At 53.6% G+C, this 26,471-nt stretch carries 25 protein-coding genes and 1 pseudogene; 13 read left to right on the forward strand and 13 right to left on the reverse strand.

The genetic code is table 11. The features are described 5' to 3' along the window. A pseudogene (locus tag ACTHSA_RS07685) lies at positions 1 to 197 on the forward strand (hypothetical protein); the annotation flags it as partial. 54 nt (positions 198 to 251) lie between these two features. Here ACTHSA_RS07685 and dksA read toward each other — a convergent pair. From dksA to ACTHSA_RS07705, 4 genes are all read right to left on the reverse strand, one after another. Next, complete coding sequence (dksA, locus tag ACTHSA_RS07690) at positions 252 to 668, reverse strand: RNA polymerase-binding protein DksA (RefSeq protein ID WP_004519243.1); 417 nt, start codon at positions 666 to 668, stop codon at positions 252 to 254. Between the two features lie 233 nt (positions 669 to 901). Continuing rightward, on the reverse strand, positions 902 to 1,459 hold the full coding sequence (locus ACTHSA_RS07695) for a YggT family protein (protein WP_004519242.1): 558 nt from the start codon (positions 1,457 to 1,459) through the stop codon (positions 902 to 904). A 2-nt stretch (positions 1,460 to 1,461) separates the two neighbouring features. Next, positions 1,462 to 2,259, reverse strand: coding sequence for a pyrroline-5-carboxylate reductase (gene proC / locus ACTHSA_RS07700; protein ID WP_004519241.1), 798 nt, complete (start codon positions 2,257 to 2,259; stop codon positions 1,462 to 1,464). A 76-nt stretch (positions 2,260 to 2,335) separates the two neighbouring features. Beyond that, positions 2,336 to 3,031 (reverse strand): YggS family pyridoxal phosphate-dependent enzyme, encoded by a 696-nt coding sequence (locus ACTHSA_RS07705; RefSeq protein WP_070624835.1) that lies wholly within the window; start codon positions 3,029 to 3,031, stop codon positions 2,336 to 2,338. A 117-nt stretch (positions 3,032 to 3,148) separates the two neighbouring features. Here ACTHSA_RS07705 and ACTHSA_RS07710 point away from each other — a divergent pair, with 117 nt between their 5' ends. The 3 genes from ACTHSA_RS07710 (at position 3,149) to yccS (ending at position 7,818) form a co-directional block, all read left to right on the forward strand. Further along, complete coding sequence (locus ACTHSA_RS07710) at positions 3,149 to 4,195, forward strand: type IV pilus twitching motility protein PilT (RefSeq protein ID WP_004519239.1); 1,047 nt, start codon at positions 3,149 to 3,151, stop codon at positions 4,193 to 4,195. A gap of 86 nt (positions 4,196 to 4,281) precedes the next feature. Beyond that, positions 4,282 to 5,511 carry a PilT/PilU family type 4a pilus ATPase gene (locus ACTHSA_RS07715; protein WP_039861910.1) on the forward strand — a complete coding sequence of 410 codons (1,230 nt, stop codon included), beginning with the start codon at positions 4,282 to 4,284 and terminating at the stop codon, positions 5,509 to 5,511. 165 nt (positions 5,512 to 5,676) lie between these two features. Next, complete coding sequence (gene yccS / locus ACTHSA_RS07720; protein WP_440378855.1) at positions 5,677 to 7,818, forward strand: YccS family putative transporter; 2,142 nt, start codon at positions 5,677 to 5,679, stop codon at positions 7,816 to 7,818. 95 nt (positions 7,819 to 7,913) lie between these two features. On the opposite strand, the gene ACTHSA_RS07725 is transcribed toward yccS, so the two are convergent. Then, positions 7,914 to 9,092: a phosphoglycerate kinase gene (locus ACTHSA_RS07725; RefSeq protein ID WP_036493913.1), complete on the reverse strand. Its 1,179-nt coding sequence runs from the start codon at positions 9,090 to 9,092 to the stop codon at positions 7,914 to 7,916. A 195-nt stretch (positions 9,093 to 9,287) separates the two neighbouring features. Between ACTHSA_RS07725 and ACTHSA_RS07730 the strand changes: the two genes are divergently transcribed. From ACTHSA_RS07730 to ACTHSA_RS07740, 3 genes are all read left to right on the forward strand, one after another. Continuing rightward, positions 9,288 to 10,637, forward strand: a complete 1,350-nt coding sequence (locus ACTHSA_RS07730; RefSeq protein WP_070587823.1) for a M16 family metallopeptidase — start codon at positions 9,288 to 9,290, stop codon at positions 10,635 to 10,637. Positions 10,638 to 10,695: 58 nt separating this feature from the next. Further along, positions 10,696 to 11,994 carry a M16 family metallopeptidase gene (locus tag ACTHSA_RS07735; protein WP_039861906.1) on the forward strand — a complete coding sequence of 433 codons (1,299 nt, stop codon included), beginning with the start codon at positions 10,696 to 10,698 and terminating at the stop codon, positions 11,992 to 11,994. 131 nt (positions 11,995 to 12,125) lie between these two features. Continuing rightward, entirely contained in the window at positions 12,126 to 12,485 is a 360-nt protein-coding gene (locus ACTHSA_RS07740) for a DUF2628 domain-containing protein (protein WP_004519228.1), read from the forward strand. Between the two features lie 78 nt (positions 12,486 to 12,563). On the opposite strand, the gene glmS is transcribed toward ACTHSA_RS07740, so the two are convergent. The 4 genes from glmS to ACTHSA_RS07760 form a co-directional block, all read right to left on the reverse strand. Next, positions 12,564 to 14,402, reverse strand: coding sequence for a glutamine--fructose-6-phosphate transaminase (isomerizing) (gene glmS, locus ACTHSA_RS07745; RefSeq protein ID WP_070624839.1), 1,839 nt, complete (start codon positions 14,400 to 14,402; stop codon positions 12,564 to 12,566). 164 nt (positions 14,403 to 14,566) lie between these two features. Further along, positions 14,567 to 15,940 (reverse strand): bifunctional UDP-N-acetylglucosamine diphosphorylase/glucosamine-1-phosphate N-acetyltransferase GlmU, encoded by a 1,374-nt coding sequence (gene glmU / locus ACTHSA_RS07750; protein WP_070624841.1) that lies wholly within the window; start codon positions 15,938 to 15,940, stop codon positions 14,567 to 14,569. Between the two features lie 98 nt (positions 15,941 to 16,038). Beyond that, entirely contained in the window at positions 16,039 to 16,323 is a 285-nt protein-coding gene (locus tag ACTHSA_RS07755; RefSeq protein ID WP_003686634.1) for a membrane lipoprotein lipid attachment site-containing protein, read from the reverse strand. A 61-nt stretch (positions 16,324 to 16,384) separates the two neighbouring features. Next, positions 16,385 to 17,032 (reverse strand): pyrimidine 5'-nucleotidase, encoded by a 648-nt coding sequence (locus ACTHSA_RS07760; protein ID WP_070624843.1) that lies wholly within the window; start codon positions 17,030 to 17,032, stop codon positions 16,385 to 16,387. A gap of 64 nt (positions 17,033 to 17,096) precedes the next feature. Here ACTHSA_RS07760 and ACTHSA_RS07765 point away from each other — a divergent pair, with 64 nt between their 5' ends. The 3 genes from ACTHSA_RS07765 (at position 17,097) to ACTHSA_RS07775 (ending at position 19,599) form a co-directional block, all read left to right on the forward strand. After that, positions 17,097 to 18,098 (forward strand): thiamine ABC transporter substrate-binding protein, encoded by a 1,002-nt coding sequence (locus ACTHSA_RS07765; protein WP_070624845.1) that lies wholly within the window; start codon positions 17,097 to 17,099, stop codon positions 18,096 to 18,098. 111 nt (positions 18,099 to 18,209) lie between these two features. Then, positions 18,210 to 19,055 carry a mechanosensitive ion channel family protein gene (locus ACTHSA_RS07770; RefSeq protein ID WP_070624847.1) on the forward strand — a complete coding sequence of 282 codons (846 nt, stop codon included), beginning with the start codon at positions 18,210 to 18,212 and terminating at the stop codon, positions 19,053 to 19,055. Positions 19,056 to 19,131: 76 nt separating this feature from the next. Further along, complete coding sequence (locus tag ACTHSA_RS07775; RefSeq protein ID WP_039861904.1) at positions 19,132 to 19,599, forward strand: CinA family protein; 468 nt, start codon at positions 19,132 to 19,134, stop codon at positions 19,597 to 19,599. A gap of 78 nt (positions 19,600 to 19,677) precedes the next feature. Here ACTHSA_RS07775 and efeB read toward each other — a convergent pair whose 3' ends face one another. The 3 genes from efeB to efeU form a co-directional block, all read right to left on the reverse strand. Continuing rightward, entirely contained in the window at positions 19,678 to 20,943 is a 1,266-nt protein-coding gene (gene efeB, locus ACTHSA_RS07780; protein ID WP_004519218.1) for an iron uptake transporter deferrochelatase/peroxidase subunit, read from the reverse strand. Positions 20,944 to 21,078: 135 nt separating this feature from the next. Beyond that, positions 21,079 to 22,245 carry an iron uptake system protein EfeO gene (gene efeO, locus ACTHSA_RS07785; RefSeq protein ID WP_004519217.1) on the reverse strand — a complete coding sequence of 389 codons (1,167 nt, stop codon included), beginning with the start codon at positions 22,243 to 22,245 and terminating at the stop codon, positions 21,079 to 21,081. A 12-nt stretch (positions 22,246 to 22,257) separates the two neighbouring features. After that, complete coding sequence (efeU, locus tag ACTHSA_RS07790) at positions 22,258 to 23,091, reverse strand: iron uptake transporter permease EfeU (RefSeq protein ID WP_440378856.1); 834 nt, start codon at positions 23,089 to 23,091, stop codon at positions 22,258 to 22,260. A gap of 381 nt (positions 23,092 to 23,472) precedes the next feature. On the opposite strand from efeU, the gene ACTHSA_RS07795 reads away from it, so the two are divergent. The 3 genes from ACTHSA_RS07795 to ACTHSA_RS07805 all read left to right on the forward strand — a co-directional run bounded on the left by ACTHSA_RS07795 (position 23,473) and on the right by ACTHSA_RS07805 (position 25,491). Beyond that, positions 23,473 to 24,648 carry a cytochrome-c peroxidase gene (locus ACTHSA_RS07795; protein WP_440378857.1) on the forward strand — a complete coding sequence of 392 codons (1,176 nt, stop codon included), beginning with the start codon at positions 23,473 to 23,475 and terminating at the stop codon, positions 24,646 to 24,648. A 139-nt stretch (positions 24,649 to 24,787) separates the two neighbouring features. Then, complete coding sequence (locus tag ACTHSA_RS07800; protein ID WP_094192864.1) at positions 24,788 to 25,117, forward strand: FKBP-type peptidyl-prolyl cis-trans isomerase; 330 nt, start codon at positions 24,788 to 24,790, stop codon at positions 25,115 to 25,117. A gap of 125 nt (positions 25,118 to 25,242) precedes the next feature. After that, a complete protein-coding gene (locus ACTHSA_RS07805) occupies positions 25,243 to 25,491 on the forward strand; it encodes a BolA family protein (RefSeq protein ID WP_003686612.1) in 249 nt (82 codons plus the stop codon). Positions 25,492 to 25,636: 145 nt separating this feature from the next. On the opposite strand, the gene ACTHSA_RS07810 is transcribed toward ACTHSA_RS07805, so the two are convergent. Next, positions 25,637 to 26,431: a methyltransferase gene (locus tag ACTHSA_RS07810; protein ID WP_440378858.1), complete on the reverse strand. Its 795-nt coding sequence runs from the start codon at positions 26,429 to 26,431 to the stop codon at positions 25,637 to 25,639. Positions 26,432 to 26,471 lie beyond the last annotated feature (40 nt).

Consider the following 26,471-nt stretch of genomic DNA (forward strand, 5'->3'; position numbering starts at 1 on the left):
ACTGTCTGCTTCGTTTTCTTCACCGCGTCAGCAGCGAAGAACCGAACTATACGCCTACCTACAAAACCAGTCAACACATTTCACAAAATTATTTTCTGAAATTTAATCACTTCCCTGTTTTAACAGGGTTTTTATTTTATAAAAAACTCCAGCAACCTTCCTACACAATCCATACATACAAAAAAAACACAAACTAAAGGCCGTCTGAAATGCTCTTTCAGACGGCCTTTTGAGGTTTCTATATCTATATTTTAGTCGGCGAACTGTTTTTTCATTCGTTCGCGTCGCTCTTGCGCTTCTACGGACAATGTCGCGGTCGGACGTGCCAGCAGGCGCTTGAGGCCGATGGGTTCGCCGGTATCGGCACAGAAACCGTAATCGCCTTCGTCAATACTGCGGAGAGTCGCTTGCACTTTATTGAGAAGTTTACGCTCGCGATCGCGGGTGCGCAGTTCTAAAGCGTATTCTTCTTCTTGAGTAGCTCGGTCGGCTGGATCGGGAGCGGATTCGTGCTCTTGAAGATGGCCGGTAGTGGTGTTTGCATTTTCAATCAGTTCTTCTTGCATTTTAACCAGTAGTTCGCGGAAGAAGGCCAATTGGTCGCTGTTCATGTAGTCCTCTTCAGGACCATCCCAGTTTAAAATATCTTGTTCTGTCAGCTTTGCCATGGTGTCTGCTTTCGGTTTGTTGTTAATGATTTGGATGCTACGGGTTTGCTTTTATTGGGTTTTCTTGAATTTCCGTTTTGGAAATTGGGCGAATCATATCATGTTTTACCTATTCATTTGTTCTTTATATTTCGATTTGCACTTTTTTGCACTACCTTACGCCTAAATATATTAATACGCTTTTTAGGACGTTGTATTTTTGGTCGTTAATACCTGCTGCGCTTTCAGACGGCCTATTGAAGCAAACATAGGTTGGTTTGCTGGATAAGTTGGGGAAACCATCGGGCCAGCCACAACCATAATAAGAGTGCCAACAGACTGCCTGAAAAATCGTATCGTCCTGCGCGTAAGAAGGAAAATGGTTTGAGCAATGGCTGCAGAATTCGTTCGATGGCATAAGCCAACGGGGAATAGCGGCCCTGTATGCTGCTCACCATTCTAATAATCAGACCAATAAGTAATGTATAGGCCGCGGCTTTCAGCATATGGAGTGCGGCAAACCAGAAGTTTGCCAAAATCAGCTTATTGCTGATGGACAGCGCCGGCGAGATGAAAATAATGGCGGTACAGGCAAGGTAGTACACCAGAAAACCTGCGGGCAGGCAGTACCAATCGGTTTTCTCGCCGGATGGGAATGCTTTTTGCCAAGGTTTGGTCAGCCAGCCTGTTGCCTGTATGCTGAATTTGAGCAGGGGGTGTTCTGCTGCCAATCCTGCGTATCGGAGCAAAAAGCGCGTGATACACAGGATGGCAATAGCGTCTGCCAATAATAAGAGCAAGTCGCCGCGCATGTTCAGACGGCCTTATATTGTTGCGCCATTTCTTGCGAACGTTTGACGCAGGCTTCTACGCCCTGTTCGATGGCTTCGGCAACGTGACGGGCTTTGAAGGTTTCGATGGCTTCGTGTGTCGTGCCACCTTTGGAAGTCACGTTTTGCTGTAATTGTGCAAATGCTTCGCCGGTCTGTTCGGCCAAAGCCACTGCGCCTTTAAATGTAGCAAGGCTCAGTTCGCGTGCGTCTTGTTCGTTGAAACCTTGTGCCAAAGCCGCATTTTGGAGCGCGCCCAAAAGATAGAAAACATAGGCGGGGCCGCTGCCGCTGATGCCGGTAATATTGTGGAGTTGATCTTCCTCGTTCAGCCAAACGGTTGTACCGACAGAGCGCATGATGCCGTCGGCGGCTGTACGGTCAGCTTCTGAAACGCCTGCATCGGCAAACATACCGGATACGCCTAAACCGATTTTGGCCGGCGTATTGGGCATGATGCGCACGATACGGCGTGTGCCGCCCAGATACTGGCTGAGGGTATCGATGGACAAACCTGCCGCTACGGACAACACCAGCGCGCCATTCAAACGGATGTTTTGACAGGCTGCCTGCATGTCTTGCGGTTTAACAGCGAGAATGAGGACATCGTCCGCACTCAATTCGGGCAGGTTTTCAGAAGTGGCTACGCCCAATTCTTGTACCAGTTGCTCCCGTCTTTCGGCGCCGCGTTCGACAATGTGGACACGATAGCCGTCTTGTTTGACCAAACCGCCTGCAATGGCAGTCGCCATATTGCCGCCGCCGAGAAAATAGATATTCATATATATGTCACTCCTTTGTGATATCGATCAAGCCGTCTGAAACTGCTGTCTGCCCTGTTCAGACGGCCTATTACTTTTATTGAGGATAATGCCGCTTGCCGAAAATCGCGCTGCCGATGCGGACATGGGTTGCGCCGCATTCTACCGCGATTGGCATATCTCCGGACATCCCCATAGACAAAACATCTGCTTCGACGCCTGCCGCGTTCAACTCAGCCAACAGCCGCTGCATGGTATGAAACTGGCTGCGCAACTCATCATCGCTGCTGTCGGCCTTGGCCACACACATCAATCCGCGCACTTTAATATTCGGCAACTTGGCCACTTCAAGGGCCAGCGCAACCGCTTCAGTGGGCGCTACGCCGTGTTTTGCTTCTTCCGCGGCAATGTTCACTTCAATGCACACCTGCAACGGCGGCATTTCAGACGGCCTTTGTTCACTCAAGCGCTGCGCCGTTTTCAGACGGCCTATCGTATGCACCCAATGTGCGCGTTCGGCCACAAATTTGGTTTTATTAGACTGCACATCGCCGATAACGTGCCAAACAATATCCGGCAAATCGGCCAGCGTTTCCGTTTTTTCAAACCATTCCTGAATATAGTTCTCGCCGAAATCGCGCTGACCGGCCGCATACACTTCGCGAATATCGTCTGCTGGAAACGTCTTGCTGACCGCCACCAGCTTCACCGCATCCGCAGACCGTCCTGCAGCCTCAGCCGCCTGTTCAACCGCCCGGCATACGTCCTGATAGTTTTGTTGCAATACCGACATGGTTTTCTCCTTTAACCCGTTCATCACTCGGCATTTTGAAAATTTTACTTGGTCGAACGGATTTATCTATTTAAAATAAAGCGATTTTATTATTCTAAACCAAAACAAGGCCACATTATGCAGATTACCGACTTACTCGCGTTCGGCGTGAAAAACAAAGCCTCCGACCTCCATTTGAGTTCGGGCATTTCCCCCATGATACGCGTACACGGCGACATCCGCCGCATCAACCTGCCCGAGATGAGCTCGGAAGAAGTCGGCACCATGATTACCTCGGTCATGAACGACCACCAGCGCAAGCTCTATCAACAGGATTTTGAAGTCGATTTCTCATTTGAGCTGCCTAATGTTGCCCGTTTCCGCGTCAACGCCTTTATGACCGAACGCGGCCCGGCCGCCGTATTCCGTACCATTCCGAGCACCGTCCTGACGCTGGAAGAATTGCGTGCGCCGCGCATTTTCCAAAAAATTGCCGAAAATCCGCGCGGTTTGGTCTTGGTAACCGGCCCGACCGGTTCGGGTAAATCCACCACGCTGGCGGCGATGGTCAACTACATCAACGAAACCCAACCGGCCCACATTCTGACCATCGAAGACCCGATTGAGTTCGTCCATCAAAGCAAAAAAGCGCTCATCAACCAGCGCGAGCTGCATCAGCACACCCACAGCTTCACCAACGCCCTACGTTCCGCCCTGCGCGAAGACCCAGACGTGATTTTGATCGGTGAGATGCGCGACCCTGAAACCATCTCCCTCGCCCTGACCGCCGCCGAGACCGGCCACTTGGTTTTCGGCACGCTGCACACAACAGGCGCCGCCAAAACCATCGACCGTATTGTCGACGTATTCCCTGCAGGCGAAAAAGAAATCGTGCGCTCCATGTTGTCCGAATCCTTGCGCGCCATCATTTCCCAAACCCTGCTGAAAACCCGCGACGGCAACGGCCGCGTCGCCGCACACGAAATCCTGATTTCCACACCGGCCGTGCGCAACCTCATCCGCGAGAACAAAATCGCCCAAATCAACGCCGCCCTCCAAACCGGTCAGGCCCACGGTATGCAAACCCTCGATCAAGCCCTGCAAACCCTTGTCCGCCAAGGCACCATCAGCCCCGAGCTGGCACGCAGCAAGGCGCAAAACATCGAAAACCTCTCTGTTTTCTAAACCATACCCAGGCCGTCTGAACCCCATCATCCCGTTTTCAGACGGCCTTTGAGCCTGACCGAATACCCGTTTTAAAGAGAATCATCATGAGCGACCTCGCCCCTCTGCACGACCTGTTAAGCGAAATGGTGCAAGCCTACTCACAAAAAAACCAAGCACCGCACATCCCCACCCCGGCCGAAATCGGCACACATCTTCATCCCCTGCTCGACCGCATGTGTGAAGAGGCCGAAAAACGCAACGCGTCCGACATCTTCATCAGCGCAGGCTTTCCTCCTGCCATTAAAGTCGGCGGCACCCTCACGCCCATGCCCCACAAAGCGCTGACCGGCGCGGACACCGCCGCCATCGCCGAATCCACCATGAACCCCGACCAACTCGAAGCCTTCAACCGCGACTGGGAAATCAACTATTCCGTCCAATCGCGCAGCAACACACGCTACCGCGTCAACGCCTACCACGAGCAAGGCCGCGTCGGCATGGTATTGCGCCGCGTCAGCCAAGACATTCCCGAGATGAAAACCCTCGGTTTGCCCGAAAAGCTCCAAGAGCTTGCACTCGCGCCACGCGGCCTGCTGATCCTCGCCGGCCCGACCGGTTCGGGTAAGTCCACCACCATGGCCTCCATGCTCAACTACCGCAACCAAAAGCTGCCCGGCCATATCGTCACCATCGAAGATCCCATCGAGTTTATCTACAAACCTTGCCGCAGCATCTTCACCCAGCGCGAAATCGGCATCGATACCGACAACTGGAAAATTGCCGTTCAAAGCGCCATGCGTCAAGCACCCGATGTCGTCTGTATCGGCGAAGTCCGCAGCGAAGAAAGCATGGAATACGCCCTTCAACTGGCTCAAACCGGCCATCTGTGCGTTTTCACCATCCATGCCAGTACGGCCTCCCAAACCATCGAGCGCATTATCAACTTCTATCCGGAAGACCGCCGCCAACAAGTTTTGATGGATTTGGCGTTAAACCTCGTCGGCATCATCGGCCAACGCCTCACCATCAAGAAAAACCGCCAACGCACGGCCGTTACCGACCTCCTGCTCAACACTCCGGCCATGCAGGACCTGATTTTCAAAGGCGAATTGCTGGAAATCCGCGACCTGATGGCACGCTCCGGCAGCAACGGCATGCAGACGTTCGACCAAAACCTCTTCAACCTCTACGCACAGGGCCAAATCGAACTCAGCGAAGCCCTGCGCCAAGCAGTTTCCGCCAACGATTTGCGCCTGCGCATTCAAATGCACGACGAGGGCAACAATACCGAGCGTCTCTACGACCGCATCAGCGACCTCAACCTGATGACCTGATGGCGCAAGCCAAAAAAGGCCGTCTGAACAAATGTGGAAACGAAATCAAGTATTTCCCCGTATCCGTTCAGACGGCCTTATCCTATTTCAAACATTCTGAAACCGACTGAAAATCCTGTTAAAATCCAATCATTCACCTCATAACGAATAATAAACAACACCATCATGAACACTCCGCCGCTCAAACCTCTGATCATTGCCTCCCTGCCCGTCTTCGCCAGCGTGTTCATCGCCGCCACCCTCGTTTGGCACTTCAACACGCCTAAGCTCGTCATGCCCTTCGTACTCGGCATTATTGCCGGCGGTTTGGTCGACTTGGACAACCGCCTCACAGGCCGTCTGAAAAACATCGTCATCACCGTTGCCCTGTTCACCCTCTCCTCACTGCTTGCCCAAAGCACCATCGGCACAGGCGTTCCCTTCATCTTGGCCATGACCCTGATGACTTTCGGCTTCACCATCCTCGGCACCGTCGGCCTCAAATACCGCACCTTCGCTTTCGGTGCGCTCGCCGTCGCCACCTACACCACGCTGACCTACACACCCGAGACCTACTGGCTGACCAACCCCGTCATGATTCTGTTGGGCACTGTCCTATACAGCGTCAACACCCTGATCTTCCAAATCATCCTGCCCCACCGCCCCGTCCAAGAAACCGTTGCCAACGCCTACGACGCACTCAGCAACTACTTCGATGCCAAAGCCGACTTTTTCGACCCCGACGAAGCCGCATGGTTGGGCAACCGCCAAATCGACTTGGCCATGAGCAACACCGGCGTGATTACCGCCTTCAACCAATGCCGCGGCGCACTTTTCTACCGATTGCGCGGCCAACACCGCCATCCGCGTACCGCCAAAATGCTGCGCTACTACCTCAGCGCGCAAGACATGCACGAACGCATCAGCTCCGCCCACGTCGATTACAGCGAAATGGCCGAGCAGCTCAAAAACACCGACCTCATCTTCCGCATCCGCCGCCTGCTCGAAATGCAGGGTCAGGCATGCCGCAACATTGCCGCCACCCTGCGCAACAACAAACCCTACGCATACAGCAAACGCCTCGGCCGCGCCATGGAAGGCTGCCGCCAGTCCCTCGGCCATTTTGCCGAGACCCACGCCGACAATGCCAACCTCCACAATATCCGCCGCCTGCTCGACAACCTCAGCAGCGTCGATTACCAACTGCGGCAACTGCAAAACGATGCGTCCCTTGCCGAAAACGACAACACCGACACCCGCATCGCCGCCCTTGAAAACACCAAGTTCCGCAATATCGGCGAAACCGTCCTCAGCCAGCTCAATTTCGAATCCGGCGTCTTCCGTCATGCCACCCGCCTCTCCATCGTCGTGGCCGCGGCCTGCATCATCGTCGAAATCCTCCATCTCAACCTCGGCTACTGGATTCTGCTGACCGCCCTTTTCGTCTGCCAACCCAACTACACCGCCACCAAAAGCCGCGTGTACCAACGTATCGCCGGCACGATTCTCGGCGTGATTGTTGGTTCGCTCGTCCCCTACTTCACCCCGTCCGTTGAAACCAAGCTTTGGATTGTCATCGCCAGCACCACCCTGTTCTTCATGACCCGAAGCTACAAATACAGCTTCTCCACCTTCTTCATCACCATCCAAGCCCTGACCAGCCTTTCGCTTGCCGGTTTGGATGTGTACCACGCCATGCCCATCCGCATCATCGACACCATCGTCGGTTCCGTTATCGCATGGGCCGCCGCCACCTACCTCTGGCCCGATTGGCGTTACCTCACCCTCAGCCACACCGCCGCCCAAACCATCACTGCTAACGGCCGCTATCTCGATGCCATCCTCGACCAGCTGCAAAACGGCAGCCGCGATGATGTCGACTACCGCCTCACCCGCCGCCAAGCCCACGAAAGCACCGCCGCCCTCAGCAGCACCTTATCCGACATAAGCAGCAACCCGAAAAAATACCAAGACCGCCTGCAAGACGGTTTTACCCTGCTCAAAACCAGCTATGCACTGACCGGCCACATTTCCGCGCTCGGCGCATACCGCGACCAGGTTCATCACGACGGCAGCGATACCTTCGCCCCATATGCCCGCCTGACCCACCACATCGCCGAACTCCTCAAACAAATGCCGCAGACCGAACCGACCACCTTCGATGCAAGCATCGAAGCCATCCGACAGGAGTTTGCCGATTTGGAACAGACCGACAAAGAGCAGTCCCAACAAAACCAAATCCTCAAACACCAGCTCGACCTCATCATCCGCCAACTTGCGCCGTGTTATCAGGCATTGCACAGACAGTCGGATACGCAAACCGCCTAAACCGATAACACATTTCAACAAAATAAATAAGGCCGTCTGAAACCTGATTTCCAGATTTCAGACGGCCTTTATTCAGCCATCGAGATTAAAACCGATTATGCGCCGCGTTTTTCCAAAGCGGCTACGGCAGGCAACTCTTTGCCTTCCAAGAATTCGAGGAACGCGCCGCCGCCGGTGGAGATGTAGCTGATTTGGTCGGTCACGCCGAATTTGGCAATCGCCGCCAAAGTGTCGCCGCCGCCGGCAATCGAGAACGCATCGCTTTGGGCAATCGCTTCGGCCAATACTTTGGTACCGCCGGCAAATTGGTCAAACTCAAACACGCCGACCGGGCCGTTCCATACCACCGTACCGGCAGCTTTGAGCAGCTCGGCCAAAGCAGCGGCGGATTTCGGGCCGATGTCCAAAATCATGTCGTCTTCGGCAACGTCGGCAATGTCTTTCACCACAGCTTCCGCATCAGCGGCAAAGGCTTTAGCAACAACCACATCGGTCGGCAGCGGAACAGAGCCGCCTTTGGCCGCCATTTTCGCCATGATTTTTTTGGATTCTTCCACCAAATCGTGTTCGGCCAAAGATTTGCCGATGGCTTTGCCTTCTGCCAGCAAGAATGTGTTGGCAATACCGCCGCCGACGATCAGTTGATCAACTTTGTCGGCCAAAGATTCGAGGATGGTCAGTTTGGTAGACACTTTGCTGCCGGCAACGATGGCAACCATCGGATGAGCCGGTTGTTTCAGGGCTTTGCCCAAAGCGTCAAGTTCGCCCGCCATCAACACGCCGGCGCAGGCAACCGGTGCGGCTTGGGCAACGGCTTCAGTCGAAGCTTGGGCGCGGTGGGCGGTACCGAATGCGTCGTTGACGAACACGTCGCACAAAGAAGCGTAGGCTTTGCCCAGCTCCAAGTCGTTTTTCTTCTCGCCTTTGTTGATGCGCACGTTTTGCAGCATCACGACATCACCGGCGTTCAAAGTCGGTTTGTTTTCACGCCAGTCGTTCAATACTTTCACGTCTTTGCCCAACAGTTTGCCCAAATGCGCGGCAACAGGCGCCACATCGTCTTCAGGATGGAATTCGCCTTCGGTCGGACGGCCGAGGTGGGTCATCACGATCACAGACGCGCCGTTGTCCAAGCAGTATTTAATGGATGCGAGCGAAGCGCGGATACGGGTGTCGTCGCTGATGTTGCCGTCTTTGAACGGTACGTTCATATCGGCGCGGATCAGAACGGTTTTGCCTTGAACATTTTGTTCGGTCAGTTTCAAAAATGCCATGATGATTCCTTTGTGATGGTTGGAAACGGGAATGTTTGGGATTATCCGCGAATGAGGCGCGACGGTAAAGATTGGCAACGGCCGCGCTTGATGTGAATCAGCAGATAAAGCCGCAGGCCGTCTGAAACATTCGGCCAATCTTTGCAGATTTTCCGCTATACTTTGGCGATTGATTTTCATTTTACGGATTGAACCATGTTACGCCGAATTGCTTTAATGCTTGCCTTCGCGCTGCCTGCCGCCTCATGGGCACAGACGCTTTCTGAAACCCTGCCCAACGGTCTGAAAATCATCGTCAAAGAAGACCACCGCGCGCCTGTGGCCGTTTCGCAGATTTGGTACAAAATCGGCAGCGTGGATGAAAAACCGGGCAAAAGCGGCCTGAGCCACGCTTTGGAACACATGATGTTTAAAGGCACGAAAGACGTTCCCTCCGGTGAATTCAACCGCCGCGTGTCCGAGCTGGGCGGACAAAACAATGCCTATACCAACCGAAATGAAACGGTGTATTACGAAAACGTCGCCGCCGCCAACCTGCCCGAGATTCTGAAGCTCGAAGCCGACCGCATGCACAACCTCAACTTCAGCGACAAAGAATTCCTCAACGAGATGAACGTCATCCGTGAAGAACGCCGCCTGCGCACGGAAGACACAGCCGACGGCAAAATGTGGGAACAAGCCTATCTTGCCGCCTTTACCCAACCGTCCATGCGCGCCTCCGTCATCGGCTACATGAAAGATTTGCACACCCTAAAAGCCGACGACTTGCGCGCGTGGTACAAACAATATTACGCGCCCAACAATGCCGTATTGGTCATTGTCGGCGATGTCGATGCCAAACAAACGCTTCAGACGGCCGCCAAACTCTTTGGCGATATTCCGGCCAAAGCCCAGCCGCCGCGCAACAAACTCCATACCGAACCCTATTTGCGCAAGCCTGTTACGGTCAAAGCCACTTCTCCGGTTACACACCAGCCGCTGATTGCCATCAACTTCCGTGTGCCGAAACTCCAAAAACTCGATGACACGATGCCTTTCGCCCTCGACATCCTTTCCGATATTTTGGCAGGCAACGCGTCCAGCCGTTTTGATAAAAACCTCGTGCGCGGCAAGCAAACCGCATTGAACGCAGGAACGCATTACGACATCATCAGCCGTGAAATGCCGCTGTTCAGCGTCATGGCTATGCCTGCCGAAGGCGTGAAAACCGATACTCTGATTGCCCAGCTGCGCCAAGAAATCAAAGACATTGCCGACAACGGCGTTTCCGAAGAAGAATTGCAGCGCGTCAAAACCCAGGCAGCGGTCAGCGAAATCTACGCCAAAGACTCCATGTCTTCCCAAGCCTCCATGATGGGCCGCCTCGAAGCGCGCGGTTTCCAATATACCGACGAACAAGAAATCCACCGCCGCTTGCAGGCAGTCAGCGCGCAAGAAGTACAGGCCGCCGCCCAGATGTTGACCGACGATCGCATGAGCACCGTCATCATCGAGCCGCAAAAACCTGCCGCCGCGCCAAGCAAAAAAGCTGCCAAACGCCGATAAACATCAGGCCGTCTGAAAGCCCATACCCTTTCAGACGGCCTTAACAGAAAGCCACAACATGAAACCCACCCTGCTCGCCCTTGCCCTACTCCTGCCCTTAAGCGTCCAAGCCGCCACCGACATCCAGCGCTGGCGCAACCACGACGGCACCCAAATCCTCCTTGTCGAACGCCACGAAAACCCCATCATCGACCTTGAAGTCAGCTTCAAGGGCGCAGGCAGCGTCGCCAATCTGGACGGCAAAAGCCAAGTTGCCGAATTTACCGCCGCCCTTCTGACCGACGGCACCCAAGAACTGGACGAAGAAGCCTTCAATGCCGAAGCCGACAACATCGGCGCACAAATCAGCAGCGACAGCAATGCCGAAAGCGCATCCGCAGGCTTCCGCAGCCTCAGCAAAGCCGACATCCGCGACAAAGCCGCCAACTTGCTCAACCACTCGCTGACCCGTCCGCGCTTTGACGAAGCCGTTTTCCGCCGCCGTCAAATCCAATCCATTACCGGCTTGCAACAACAGGAAACCACCCCCGACTACACCGCCACGCGCGAACTGACCAAGCTCATCTATCCGAACCACCCCTACGGCAGCGGCGCAAACATAACCGTCGACAGCCTCAAACAAGTTAGTCTGGACGACATCCGCGCCTTCCACCGCACCCACTACGGCAAAGACAACGCCATCGTCGCCATCGTCGGCGACCTCAACCGCAAACAGGCAGAGCAACTGGTCGAGCTCGTCCTCAAAGACCTGCCGGTCAAAGCCACTGCAACCCACGCCATCCCTCCCGTTTCCAAACAAACCGCTCAACGCCGCGACATCCCCTTTGCCGGCACACAGGCACAAGTCCTGCTCGGCACCTCCCTCATCAAACGCCATGACCCCGACTACTACGCCCTCGTTGCCGGCAACTACATCCTCGGTGGCGGCGGTTTCGACAGCCGCCTCATGAAAGTTTTGCGCGACCAACACGGCTACACCTACGGCGTATACAGCAGCCTCGCCCCGGCGACAGAAGAAGGTACGTTTGCGGTTTCCTACTCCACCCAAAAGAAAAACACCAAAGCCTCACTGGCCGACACCCAAGCCGTCATCGAGCAGTTTATCGCCGAAGGCCCGACCGAAGCCGAGCTGAAACAGGCCAAAGCCAATATCGTCGGCGGCTTCCCCCTGCGCTATGACTCCAACGACAAACTGCTCAACTACCTGAGCCTGATCGGCCTCTACGACCTGCCCAACGACTACTTGGAAGCCTATCCCAAAGCCATCAACAGCCTGACCGTCGAACAAGTCCGCGACGCATGGCAACGCCGCATCAAATTCAAAGACCTCAACACCGTCGTTGTCGGTGCAGAATAAAACGCTTTAAAACAACAGGCCGTCTGAAAGATTTTTCAGACAGCCTGTTTTCTTAATTATTCAAATCGTTTATGTTATCGTGATACAATCACTTGTTTTTTCAATTTTTGATCGTAAAAGGAATATATTTTATGAAAACTTACAAAATATTCAAAAATCCGACAGGTCAATATGAAGCTGTCAAACAAGGTTGGTCTTGGCCTGCATTTTTCTTTGGCGGCATCTGGGCATGCGTGAAAAAAATATGGGGCTTGGGTATCGGAATCTTTGTTGTATTTATAATTTTGAATTTAATCGCCGGTGACAATCAGGCCATGGGAAGCCTTGTCAGCGCACTTGGCTTCGGTGTAGGCATTGTACTTGGCTTACAAGGCAACAAATTGCGTGAAGGAAATCTGAGAAAACGTGGCTATCAAGAAGCGCCTAAAGTCATTCAGGCCAGCAATCCTGAAGCTGCTGTTGCACAATACATTTCTGAATACGAAAAATAAATCGGATTCTTAAAATGAAAAGGCCGTCTGAAACCCAAATCTCAGGTTTCAGACGGCCTTTTTTAACCGGTCAATTACTTATTCAACCGTTACTGATTTAGCCAAGTTGCGCGGTTTGTCCACATCTGTACCGCGTGCAAGGGCGGCGTGGTAAGACAGGAGTTGCACGGGGATGGTGTGCACAATCGGCGAGAGTACGCCGACGTGGCGTGGGGCGCGGATAACGTGCACGCCTTCGGTGGCGTTGAAGTTGCTGTCGAGGTCGGCGAAGACGAAGAGTTCGCCGCCGCGTGCGCCGACTTCCTGCATATTGGCTTTCACTTTGTCCAACAGGCTGTCGTTCGGGGCAATCACGACAACAGGCATGTTCTCGTCCACCAAGGCCAACGGACCGTGTTTCAGCTCACCCGCAGGATAAGCTTCGGCGTGGATATAGGTAATCTCTTTCAGCTTCAATGCGCCTTCAAGGGCGATTGGGAAGTGGATACCGCGACCCAAGAAGAGTGCGCTGGTTTTCTTGGCAAATTTTTGCGCCCAAGCGGCGATTTGTGGCTCAAGGTTGAGAACGTGCTGAATGCTGCCCGGCAGTTGACGCAATTCTTCAACGTATTCACGCGCCTGTTCATCGGAAACCAGACCACGTTGTTTGCCCAAGGTAACGGCCAAGCCGAACAGGACAACCAGTTGGGTCGTGAATGCTTTGGTAGAGGCAACGCCGATTTCTGCGCCGGCGCGTGTGTACAGTACCAATTCGCTTTCACGCGGCAGGGCGGATTCCATCACGTTACAAATAGACAGGCTGTGTTTGTGTCCCAAGGATTGCGCGTATTTTAGGGCTTCCATGGTGTCCAAAGTTTCGCCGGATTGGGAAATGGTGATGACCAATTGTTTCGGATCGGCAATCACGTCGCGGTAGCGGTATTCGCTGGCGATTTCCACGTCGGTCGGCACTTTGGCGATGGATTCGAACCAGTATTTGGCGGTCAGCGCGGCATAGTAGGACGTACCGCAAGCAAGAATTTTGATGCTGTGGATATCGTCGAACACTTCGCGGGCGTTGGCGCCGAAGTTTTCAGGTTCGAAGCCGCCATCAAGGAAGACTTCGGCGGTATCGGCGATGGCGCGGGGTTGCTCGTGGATTTCTTTTTGCATGAAGTGGCTGTATGGGCCCAACTCCAAAGAAGCCAGAGACAATTCGGATACTTTAACCGCGCGTTCGGTTTGCGCACCGGTTTTATCGAGCAATTTTTCGATACCGTTTGCGTTCAACAGGGCGATGTCGCCGTCTTCCAAGTAAGCGATGCGGCGGGTAAAGGCGATCACGGCGGATACGTCGGAAGCGATAAAGGTTTCTTGGTCGCCCAAGGCTACCAACAGCGGGCAGCCCATGCGCGCAACAACCATTTGTTCAGGGTTGTCTTGTGCGATAACGGCAATGGCGTATGCACCATGGAAACGGGCAGTCGCAGCTTGGACGGCTTCAAACAGTTTGCCGCCGTTTTGTGTGTATTCGTGGTTGACGCTGTGGGCGATGACTTCAGTATCGGTTTGCGATTCGAAGGTGTAACCCAACGCTTTCAGGCGTTCACGTTCGGCTTCAAAGTTTTCGATGATGCCGTTGTGGACAACCGCGATCATGCCGCCGGAAATATGAGGGTGGGCATTAGGCTCGGTTACACCGCCGTGGGTTGCCCAACGGGTGTGGCCGATGCCGATATGGCCGAACACGCCTTTTTCGCGTGCCGCATCTTCCATCAGCTGCACGCGGCCGACACGGCGGACGCGTTTGATTTTGCCGTCCATGTTGACGGCGATACCCGACGAATCGTAGCCTCGGTATTCAAGGCGTTTGAGACCGTCGGTCAGAAAATCGACTACATTGTGATTGGCGCGAATAGCACCTACGATACCGCACATATTAAGTTCCTTAGTATCAAAAGTTTGAGAAAATGACTGCTGCTCCGGCTCCCGAAAGCGGCAGTCGGAAAACGCCGTTTTATATTCATTGAAATGGCAAATCTAGGTTTCAGACGGCCTTTTATGTTTCTCAAGGCCGTCTGAAAACAAATAAAAGACCGGCCTTACTTCTTATCGCCTTTTTCCGGACGCACCCAGCCTTCGATGACGGTTTGGCGCGAACGGGCGAGAACGAGTTTGCCGTCTTCGCAGTTGCGGGTAATCGCGCTGCCCGCGCCTGTCGTCACTTTGTTGCCGAGGGTAACGGGGGCAACCAGTACGCAGTTTGAACCGATGCGCACTTCGTCGCCAATGACGGTTTTGTGTTTGTTCACGCCGTCGTAGTTAGCAATAATCGTGCCGGCGCCGAAGTTGGTTTTGCTGCCGATCTCGGCATCACCGATGTAGGTGAGGTGGTTGGCTTTGGTACCATTGCCGATGGAGGCATTTTTGACTTCGACGAAGTTGCCGATGTGTACGTCGTCGGCCAGTTTGGCTTGCGGACGCAAACGGGCGTATGGGCCGATTTGGTTGTTTTCGCCCACTTCGCAACCTTCAAAATGGGAGAATGGCGCGATTTTGGTGTTGGCACCGATTTTGGCGTTTTTGATCACGCAGTTGGCACCGATTTCGACGTTGTCGCCGAGTTCGACTTCGCCTTCGATGACGACGTTGACGTCAATCACGACATCTTGTCCGTGTTTCAGACGGCCCCGTAAATCAAAACGTGCTGGATCGCGCAGGGTGACGCCTGCTTTGAGCAATTCTTGCGCCTGTTCGGTTTGGAAAATACGCTCGAGTTCGGCCAGTTGGAGTTTGTTGTTCACGCCGGCGGCCAGATGGGAGGCGCGGACTTGGACGGGATGAACTTTAATACCGTCGGCAACGGCTTTGGCGATGAGGTCGGTCAGGTAGTATTCGCCTTGGGCATTGTTGCTGGAAAGGCTGTTCAACCAAGTTTCGAGTTTGGCGTTGGGCAAAACCAAAATGCCGGTATTGATTTCTTTTACGGCTTTTTGGGCGGCATCAGCATCTTTTTCTTCGACAATGGCGGTTACGCTGCCGTTGCTGTCGCGGATGATACGGCCCAAACCTGTCGGATCGTTAGGCACGTCGGTCAACAGGCCGACTTCGCTGCCTGCGGCTTCGAGCAGGGTTTCGAGGGTGGCTGCGTCAATCAGGGGAACGTCGCCGTACAACACCAGCGTGCGGCCTTCGGCAGACAGGTGCGGCAGGGCGGTTTTGACGGCGTGGCCGGTACCGAGCTGTTCGGTTTGTTCAACCCAAACGACATCGCGTTTGACGGTGTCCAAGACTTGCTCTTTGCCGTGGCCGATGACGACGCAGATGTTTTGGGGATTCAGGGAGGCAGCGGTGTCGATAACGCGCTCAACCATGGGAAGGCCGCCGATGCGGTGCAGCACTTTGGGCATTTTGGAGTACATGCGCGTGCCTTTGCCGGCGGCGAGGATGACGATATTTAAAGCTGTCTGAGCCATGATACGGTTTCCGTTGTCGTTGTTTGAGGCCGTCTGAAAAGTGGGGCAACAAGTGTTGGTTATTTTTCACTCCGTTTCAGACGGCCTTGGGGATATTGTTATTCGGTTGCTGGCTGTTGGTTGGCAAATTGCGGTTTTTGCCAATGTTGGCCGCGTTCGCCGTGTTCAGCATGATCCGCTTGATTGGATTGGACGGCGCGGCGCTCTGGGCGGAACTGGTTGTAATTCATGTTTTTAGAATAAGTACCGTCCTGATAAACGATAGGTGTGCCGGTAGCATATTTTTGGCGTACGGCGGTACGGCCGGATTCATTGGTGTAGGTTTCCCAAGAGCAACCGGCCAAAACGGCGGCGGCGGTCAGGATTAAAGCGAGTTTACGCATGATGTTGTCCTTGTTTTTAAATGTAGGCAATACCGTGTATTGTACTTGTTTTTTCAAAACTTCACGGCAGTTTTGTGCAAAATTCAAGCAAGCCCTGCATATCTTTCGCTATGCCGTCGGCAAATGGCAACGGATGGGCTTTTTCGCCGTACCAAACGGTCTTCATGCCCAAGGCTTTGGCTTGGTGCAGATTGTCGGCGCTGTCGTCCACCATAATGCACTGTTCGGGTTTGATGCCCAACAGGCGGCAGACGTTGAGATAGGCCTGCGGATTGGGTTTGTAGAGCAGGCCGAAGTCGTCCGTGCCGAACAAGCCGTCAAAATGCGCTTCCAAGCCCAAGGCTTCAACCAATGCGCGGACATAAAACGAAGGCCCGTTGGAAAATACGGCTTTTCGCCCTTTCAGACGGCCTAAAACGTCATCAGTTCCATCCATACCCTCCACCTTTGCCAAAATTTGCTTAAGGGGGTGACTTTCACGCAAAAATTCATCGATATCGACTTCGGGATGGTGGATTTGCAAACCGGCAAGCGTCGCGCCGTATCGGTGCCAATAATCTTGGCGCAGGTGGGAGGCGGCTTCTTCGGAAAGCTTCAGACGGCCTGCCATGTATTCGGTCATGGCGCGGTTGATGATGTAGAAAATGCCGGCTTCGGCATTGTGCAAAGTATTGTCGAGGTCAAACAGCCAAACGGGGGAATAATTCATATCGTGCCTTGATATGCAGATTTTGTTATGATATTTCGTATTTTACCCGTACAAAGGAAAGAGAATGAAACTGAAATTGTCCGCCTTGGCCCTGTTGCTGGCTTCGGCAAACCTGTACGCCCAAACCGAAGTGCGTCTGGCCGTGCACAAATCCTTCAGCCTACCCCAATCTGTCATCGCGCAATTTGAAAAAGCCAACGATGCCAAAGTGTCCGTCATCAAGGCAGGCAGCGGCAACGAAATGCTCAACAAGCTGATTTTGAGCAAAGCCAACCCGATTGCCGATGCGGTTTACGGTTTGGACAACGCCAACATCGGCAAAGCCAAAGCCGCCGGCATCCTCGCCGCCAGCCAACCCAAATCCGCGCCTGTGACCGCTTCCCTGCCCGATGCGCTGGCCGTCGATTACGCCTATGTCGCCATCAACTACGACAAAAAATGGTTTGAACAGAAAAAACTGCCCCTGCCGCAAACCCTGCAAGACCTGACCAAACCGGAATATAAAAACCTTCTGGTAACCCCGTCTCCCGCCACATCTTCGCCCGGCCTCTCCTTCCTCTTGGCCAACATCGGCGGCATGGGTGAAGAAGGCGCATTCAAATGGTGGGCCCAAATGCGCCAAAACGGCGTGAAAGTCGCCAAAGGCTGGAGCGAAGCCTACTACACCGACTTTACCCAAAACGGCGGTGCCTATCCCCTCGTGGTCAGCTATGCCACCAGCCCGGCGGCCGAAGTCCACTACTCCAAAGGCAAATACAGCACCCCACCCACCGGCAACCTCTTCCTCAAAGGCGGCACATTCCGCCAAGTTGAAGGCGCGGCCGTTTTGAAAGGCGCAAAACAACCCGAGCTGGCGGCCAAACTGGTGAGCTGGCTGCAAAGCGGCGAAGTGCAAAAAGCCCTGCCTGCCGAAATGTGGGTCTATCCGGCTGCCAAAAACACGCCGCTGCCCAAAGTATTCGAGTTTGCCCAAACCCCAAAACACAGCGATTCCCCCAATCGCGCCGACATCAACACCAAACAAAAACAATGGGTGAGCCGTTGGAGCAAAACTGTTTTACGTTAAACCGAAAAACTTAAAAACACATCAAGGCCGTCTGAAAAAACAAATCATTAGTTTTTCAGACGGCCTTGTTTTACAATAACCTTTTAAACAACTTCACACGCACACACAATTATGAATTTCGATCTTCAAGTCCTCTCCTCCTTCTCCGGCTGGGAACAACTCGCCCAAACCGGCATGTCTTTCGGCATGAACCTGCTGGCCGCCTTGGCCATCTTCTTTATCGGCCGCTGGATCGCCACGCGCTTAGTAACACTGATGAAAGCTGCGCTGACACGCGCCAAAGTCGATAAAACACTGGTCAGCTTCCTCGGCAACGTCGCCAACATCGGCCTGCTGATCCTCGTCATCATCGCCGCACTGGGCAAACTCGGCATCCCGACCACTTCCGTTACCGCCTTGATCGGCGGCGCAGGCTTGGCCGTGGCTTTGTCTTTGAAAGACCAACTGTCCAACTTCGCCGCCGGCGCGCTGATTATCCTGTTCCGCCCATTTAAAGTCGGCGACTTTATCCGTGTCAACGGTTTTGAAGGTATCGTCCGCGAAATCAAAATGGTGCAGACCTCTTTGAGTACGCCGGACAACGAAGAAGTCGTCCTGCCCAACAGCGTGGTCATGACCAACAGCATCACCAACCGCTCCTCCCTGCCCCTGTGCCGCGCCCAAGTCGTTGTCGGCGTCGACTACGCCTGCGACTTGAAAGCCGCCAAAGCCGCCGTATTGAGAGCGGCAACCGAGCATCCATTGTGTGTTCAAACCGAAGAACGACCTGCCGTCGTATACATTACCAACCTTGGCGACAGCGCCATCGAAATTACCCTTTGGGCGTGGACACAAGAAGAAAATCTTGGCCCGTTCCGATTCGCCCTGAACGAGCAAGTGGTTGAAAACCTGCGTGCCGCCAACATCAACATCCCATTCCCACAATGTGATGTCCACCTCATTCAGCCGAAAGCCTGATTTCAGCTTTCAGGCCGTCTGAAACCCGGCGGGTCAAACGCCCGCCCCATTCCACCCTTTTCCATAAGGAGCCGCCATGTCCCATCTGCAAACCATCGCCGAACACCTGACCAGCCGCCGTCAAACCGTTACCTGCGCCGAGTCCTGCACCGGCGGCCTGCTTGCAGGTGCGCTGACTTCCATTCCCGGCAGCTCGCAGTGGTTTCATCAAAGCTTCGTCACATACAGCAACCAAGCCAAACAAGACCGCCTCGGCGTCATGCCCGATACTTTGCTGAAACACGGAGCGGTCAGCCGCGAGACCGTCTATGAAATGGCACGCGGCGCAAAGGCCGTCGCGCAAGCCGATTACGCCTTGAGTATTTCAGGCATCGCCGGCCCAAGCGGCGGCAGCGCGGCCAAACCGGTCGGCACAGTCTGGTTCGGCCTGACCACGCCCGAAGGCTCGTTTGAGCAAACCGCGCTTTTCACAGGCGACCGCGAAGCAGTAAGGGCGCAAGCCGTCGAATACGCATTGGCTTTCTTGGCAGAACATTTGGTTTGATAGAAAAAACTCAGGCCGTCTGAAATCTGGAAATCAGGTTTCAGACGGCCTTTTTATCTATTCAAACCATCGGCGGATTTATACGCCCAAAAGCTCTTTGCCGAGGAAGCTGCCTTTTTCGACACCCGGCAGGACGAAGAAATAGCCGCCGCCAAACGGGCTGATGTATTCCTCCAGCGGCTCGCCGTTGAGCAGGTTTTGCACGAAGATGAAGCCGTCGGCAAGGTTGGCCTGATAGCAGATGAACACCAAGCCGACATCGAGCTGGCCGTTGGCGGCGAGGCCGCGCGAGTAGTTGAAGGCGCGGCGGTAGAGCAGGTGTTTTTTCATAAACTCCGGATCGCGCGGATTGGCAAGGCGCATATGGCTGTCTTTGGGCGTGATTTTGCCGTCGGGGTCTTTGGCAAAATCGGCGGTGTCGCCCTCTTTTTTACCGTCCATGGGCGCGCCGCTGTATTTGCGCCGGCCGAAAATATCGGTTTGTTCCTGCATCGGGGTGCGGTCCCAAAACTCGACAAAGTGGCGGATGAGGCGGACGGCCTGATAGCTGCCGTTTTTCGCCCATGCCGGTTCGTCCAAGCTGTTGGCGGCAACGCCCGTCCACAGGACTTGATCGGCGACTTTGGGATCTTCGACTTTGGGATTGCCGGAGCCGTCGCGGAAACCTAAAAGGTTGCGCGCGGCAATGGCGCCGGGTTCGGCTTTAGGGAGCCAACCGTCTATGCTCCAACGGATCACGGCAAACTGGGCGGTGTTTTTGATGATGTCGCGCAGGGCGGCTTGGCAGGTTTCGGGGGAAAACGCGCAAATTTGCAGGCTGAGGTCGCCGTCGCACCAAGATTTTTGGAGTTTGTCGTTAGGAAAGTCGCGCATTTCCTGCAGGTGTTTCGGCTTTTTGTCTTTGAGGCCGAAGCGATCGTCAAAGAGGCTGCTGCCGACGCCGACGGTAACCGTCAATCCGTCGGGGCGGAATTGTTTGCCGAGGATGCCGCTGCCCGCAGGCGGGAGCTTGTCGTCGCCGTCTTGGTATTCGCCGCCTTGGGTAAGGAATTCGATGCGGGCGGTCAGGGTGCGGAACAGGTTTTCAAGTTGTTTGGCGTCTTTGGCGGTAACGTCAAAGGCACACATGATGCCGAAGAGCTGGTGTGGCGTGACGATGCCTGCCTGATGCTCGCCGTAACACGGATAGGCCAGCTCGGAATGTTGGTTGTTTTGGGTATCGGCGGCGGCTTCGCCTTGTTTTTTACCGGCAAAATAACCGGCAACGCCGATAGCGCCGGCGGCAAGGGCAGTTTTGAAAAGGGTTCGTTTTTCGGGTTGTGCCGGTTGTTTGTTTTGGCTCATGGTCTGCTCCTTGGCAGGGAACGGAAAGATTGCAATCGTGTGAAGTAAGGTTGGTTTTCAAGCATATTTTGTGTGGGAGACAATAAGATTCAGACGGCCTTTCAATATCCAAAGGCCGCCTGAAAACGCGTTATCTTATTTCAAACCCAAAATGCCGCGCAGTTTGGCCAAATCTTCTGCCAAGGCATTAATCGGCGCCTGCAGGGCTTTGCGGTCTTCTTCGCTCAATTTGTCGTACAGCTCGAAACCGTTCGGGGTTTTGTATTTCGCCAAAATGTCTTCAACCTGTTTGAAGTTGGCATCGGTTTTTTCCAACAACGCTTTGTCTTTGGCTTCGATCAGCGGACGGAACAAATCAACGATTTTTTTGGAGCCTTCCACATTAGCTTGGAAGTCGCTCAAGTCGGTATGGCTGTAACGGTCTTCTTCGCCGCTGATTTTGCTGCCGGCCACTTCTTCAATCAGTTCGGACGCGCCGCCGACCACCTTACCCGGAGGAAACGCCAATGCGTCGATTTCTTTTTGCAGTGCTTCGACATCGGTCATCAGTTTCGCTGCAATTTCCTTCACGCCGGATACGTCTTTTTCTACCCAAAGGGCGTGTTCGATACGGTGGAACCCAGTAAACCCGGCATCTTTCGCGCCGTCTTTGAAGTCGTCTTCACGCGCATCGATGACGGGGTCGAGTTCGCTGAAAAGCTCGGCAATCGGTTCGATGCGTTCGTAATGGACGCGGGTGGCGGCAAACAGGGATTTGGCCTTTTCAATGTCGCCGGCTTTAACGGCTTCGGTAAAGGTTTTGGTTTTCGCCACCAGCTCTTTAACCTCGCCTTGAACGTAAGCTTTATAGTCGGCCAAAGGTTGCGCCAGTTTTTCCAAATCGGCTTCGTTGGCAGTGTCTTTGAAGCCGCTGTCGGTAACAATCAGCTTACCGCGCGGATTGGTCAACAGGCCGCAAGTCATTTCGTATTCGCCCGGCAGTAGGGTAACGGTCATTTTGTCGGATAAACCCGGGGCGATGTTTTCACGCTCGTCCACCACCATCACGCCTTTCAGGATTTCCCATTCCAGCTTGCGGCCGCTGTCGTTTTTGATGTTGAACACGACTTGGCCGCTGGGGACGGTCAATTCCATCGGTTCGCAGGCAGTATCGTTCACACCGATATTGACCGAACCGTCGGCATTGGCGGCAGCGGATGCACCTGAAGCGGCAGGCGCGGCTTTTTCGGCTTCAGGCGGCTGACACGCAGTCAAACCCAGAGCCAGCATTACAGACAAAGCAGTCAGATTGAATTTTTTCATTTTACTTCCTTCTTATTTAGTTAATTTAGTTAACGTTTTTGCCGGCGCGCTGCCGCGCAAAAACCAAATCATGACGGGAACCAGATACAGCAGCCAAATCAGGACTTCGCCTTCGGTTGGGTGGTCGGTATAGCCGAAGAAACCGCCGAGCAGCACGCCTAAAGGGCTGTCTTCATGCAAATATTTCGATGTGTCGAAAGCAATATCCTGCATCACATTCCATACGCCGGCCTCATGCAGCGCGCGAAACGAACCGGCCAGCAGACCGGCCGCCACCACAATCAGAAACGCGCCCGTCCAACGGAAAAACTTCGCCAAGTTCAGGCGCATACCGCCCTGATAAATCAGCGTACCGATGACAACTGCCACCAACAGCCCCAACACCGCGCCTATCGGCATAGACCACGTCGGGCTTTGCTGGAACACGGCCAGCAAGAAAAACACGCTCTCCAAACCTTCGCGCGCCACGGCCAAAAACGCCATGCCGACCAAGGCCCAACCCTGGCCGCTGCCGCGGTTCAAGGCCGACTGAACAGAATCCTGAAGATGCTGTTTCATCGAACGCGCGGCCTTTTTCATCCACAAAATCATGTACGTCAGCATGGCCACGGCCACCAGGCCGATGACGCCGACCACTAATTCCTGTTCCTTCTGCGGAATCTCGCCCGTTGCCGAATGGATGCCGTAACCGATGCCCAAACACATGACCGAAGCCAAAAACACGCCCAGCCAAACCTTCGGCATCAGCTCGCTGTGTCCCGACTGTTTCAAAAAACTGGCAACAATACCGACGATCAGGGCGGCTTCGATGCCCTCGCGCAGCATAATCAATAAAGCAATCAGCATAAAAAACTCTAAAGTGAAACGTTCATTTATTAACGCATTTATAACGCTTTATGTTTAATAACGCAAATTATTTTCATTTTTTAATAACCCCATATTTCTTAAGATTTTTTAAAAGAAGATAACGGACGTAATCAATAAAAATTAAAAGGCCGTCTGAATTTTATTTTTTCAGACGGCCTTAAAAACAGTAACTAATTGTAAATAAATAATAAAAAAGTTCCATAGTATAAATTTCCCTATCAGTGATATTTTCAAAATTTATCAAATTTAAAAGGTTGATTTACAACAAAAATTAAAACCGCCTTATCTTTTATAGTTGGCATTTTGCTGGTGCAATCAGCAATCCATTACATAACAAACGCATAACAAAGGAACCCTCCTATGCCACGTTTAAAACTCCACCAAATCGCTTTGGCTTTGGCCGTTTCTGCCGCGCTGACCGCCTGCGGCGAGAAAACGGCTCAAACAACCGAAACCCCTCAAGCGGCTTCTGCCGCGAGCGCTGCCGATGCTGCCGCAAGCACCACCGCCGTTTCGGCCCCTCAAAATTCCGCCGATATTTCTGCCGAAGATAAAGCCCTGTTGGAACGCGCGCAAGCTACGTTCAAACCTTTGCCTGACTTAGCCGAAATGCAAAAAGTCCGTCCGTTTACCGAAGAACAGGTCAAACTCGGCCAACAACTTTGGTACGAAAACCGCCTGTCCAAAGGCAACACCGTCAGCTGTAACTCTTGCCACAACTTGGCAACTGCCGGCGTAGACAACATGCCGACCAGCGCGGGCCACAAAAGCCAATTCGGCGGCCGTAACTCCCCAACTGCCCTGAATGCCGCCTTGTTGGGCAGCCAATTCTGGGACGGCCGTGCAGCCGATGTGGAAGAACAAGCCGGCGGCCCATTGCTCAACCCGGTTGAAATGGCCAACGTTACCGAAGCCGATGCCGCCGCCAAAATCGCCGGTATCCCTGAATACCAAGAAAAATTCAAAGCCGCATTCCCTGAAGACGGTGCGGTTTCCTTAAAAAACATCACCACCGCATTGGGCGCGTTTGAACGTACCCTGCTGACCCCGACCCGTTGGGACGACTACCTGAAAGGCAACGTATCGGCCCTGAACGAACAAGAACGCAAAGGCGTACGCGCATTTATGGACAACGGCTGTATCGCTTGTCACAACGGCGTCAACTTGGGCGGTACCATGTTCCAAAAATTCGGCTTGGTGGACGGTCCTTACTGGAAACACATCGACGATCCTAAACACGACAAAGGCCGTGCGGACGTAACCAAAAAAGCCGAAGACGAATTCTTCTTCCGCGTTCCCGGCTTGAGAAACGTCGAACGCACCTACCCATACTTCCACAACGGCAGCGTTTGGGAACTGGATAAAGCCGTCAACATCATGGCAAAAGCGCAATTGGGTAAAACCTTGGCTCCGGAAGACACTGAAAACATCGTTGCCTTCTTGAAAGCCCTCTCCGGCAATGTTCCAGAGTCTGCCCGAACCATGCCTGAGCTGCCCGTCTCCCACGATGTCAAATCCCAACCTGACAACAAATAAGGGTTAGCATAAAACAAAGGCCGTCTGAAAATCCGTTTCAGACGGCCTTTTTGCTACCGGCCATATGGGCGGCTTTGTTTCACGATTGCGCACAATATGGTAATCTTGAGCCGATTTTCACCATACATCCGAAAGGAACATCATGAGCCTGATTATTGAAGACTTGCAAGAAGGCCACGGCAAAGAAGCCGTCAAAGGCAAAGAAATCACCGTACATTACACCGGCTGGTTGGAAGACGGTACCAAATTCGACTCCAGCCTCGACCGCCGTCAACCGCTGACCATCACTCTGGGCGTCGGCCAAGTGATTAAAGGTTGGGACGAAGGCTTCGGCGGCATGAAAGAAGGCGGCAAACGCAAGCTGACCATTCCTTCCGAAATGGGCTACGGCGCACACGGTGCCGGCGGTGTGATTCCTCCGCACGCAACTTTGATTTTTGAAGTCGAGCTGCTGAAAGTGTACGAATAAGCATTTGACGCTCCCAAAGACCGAGGCCGTCTGAAACCCGAAGTTTGGTTTTTCAGACGGCCTGTTTTATCAAGATTCGGTATAATGCCCTCTTTTACAAGCAAACCATTTCCCAAGGAACCCCCATGCTTTTACCCGAACAAGTCAAAACCCTGATTGAAGGCGTTACCCCTTGCGAACACGTCGAAGTCGAAGGCGACGGCCATCACTTCTTCGCCGTCATCGTTTCCTCCTCATTTGAAGGCAAAGCCCGCCTCGCCCGCCACCGCCTGATTAAAGATGGCCTCAAGCCACAACTCGAAAGCAACGAATTGCACGCACTGTCGATTTCCGTTGCCGCCACTCCGGCCGAATGGGCTGCCAAACAGGCTTAATTTGGAATCAAACAAAAGGCCGTCTGAAAACTTTTCAGACGGCCTTTTTCATACATATTAAACAGCGCAGGCAATCAATACAAACGCCAAACCGCATTCGAAAATACGCAATCGCGGTGTAAACCCTACCGCCACAACCGCCAAACTAGCCCTGCCGTTTCGGGAAAAACTGCACCACATTCTCCCCTTGAGGCAACACCAATTTCTTCACGGCATGGCCGTACACGGTTTCAAGCGTGATGTTCAGACGGCCTTCGTTGGCAAAAATCTTATCCACACATTCCTTTGCCGCTTGCGGACTGCTGAACTTCAATGCATTCCACAATCCCAAGGTTTCCATGTCCTGCCAAAACGTCCCGGCTTTTTTATAGCTCAACTCAAGCTTGGCCGTGTCGGTTACCGGATCGTAAAAGCCGTTGTCGGCGAGCATATCGCCCAAGTCGTGCATATCAATCAGCGTGGGCGCTTCGCATTCGATGCCTTCATGGTTCAGACGGCCTGTCAGCTCGCTCAGGCTGTCGCGGCCAAAGTGCGTGAAAAACAATAATCCGTCGGTTTTCAAAGCAGCGGCCCAGTTTTTCAATACCGGCAAAATATCGTCGGCGCGGCTGAGGCTGAGGTTGGCCCACAACATATCGGCGGCAGCTTCAGGCAGCGGCGCGGTCAGGGCTTGGCAATGCTGCGGAATGGTTTTGCCGGTCAGCTTCTGCCAGAAACCGCCTTTGCGCGCGGCGGCGGCGGTTTTCAAAAAGTCGGCATTCGGATCGTATTCTTCAAACACGGCGTCGGGATAACGCGCGGCCAGCAGGCTGCGGCTGATGTCGGCATCGGCACCAATCAGCATGATACGTTTGGGTGCATTGCGGACCAGCTGCAGGCGCTCGTCGGTGTCTTGGGCGAGATGGCGGTGAATTTGCCAGCGTTTGTCTTGTTCGGTCATGGTGGGTCGTGTCAGCGGGCTTTGCCCGACAATATTCTGT

Origin of the sequence: Neisseria sp. P0008.S002 (assembly GCF_051962805.1) — a bacterium.
GTDB classification, from domain to species: Bacteria; Pseudomonadota; Gammaproteobacteria; order Burkholderiales; family Neisseriaceae; genus Neisseria; species Neisseria perflava.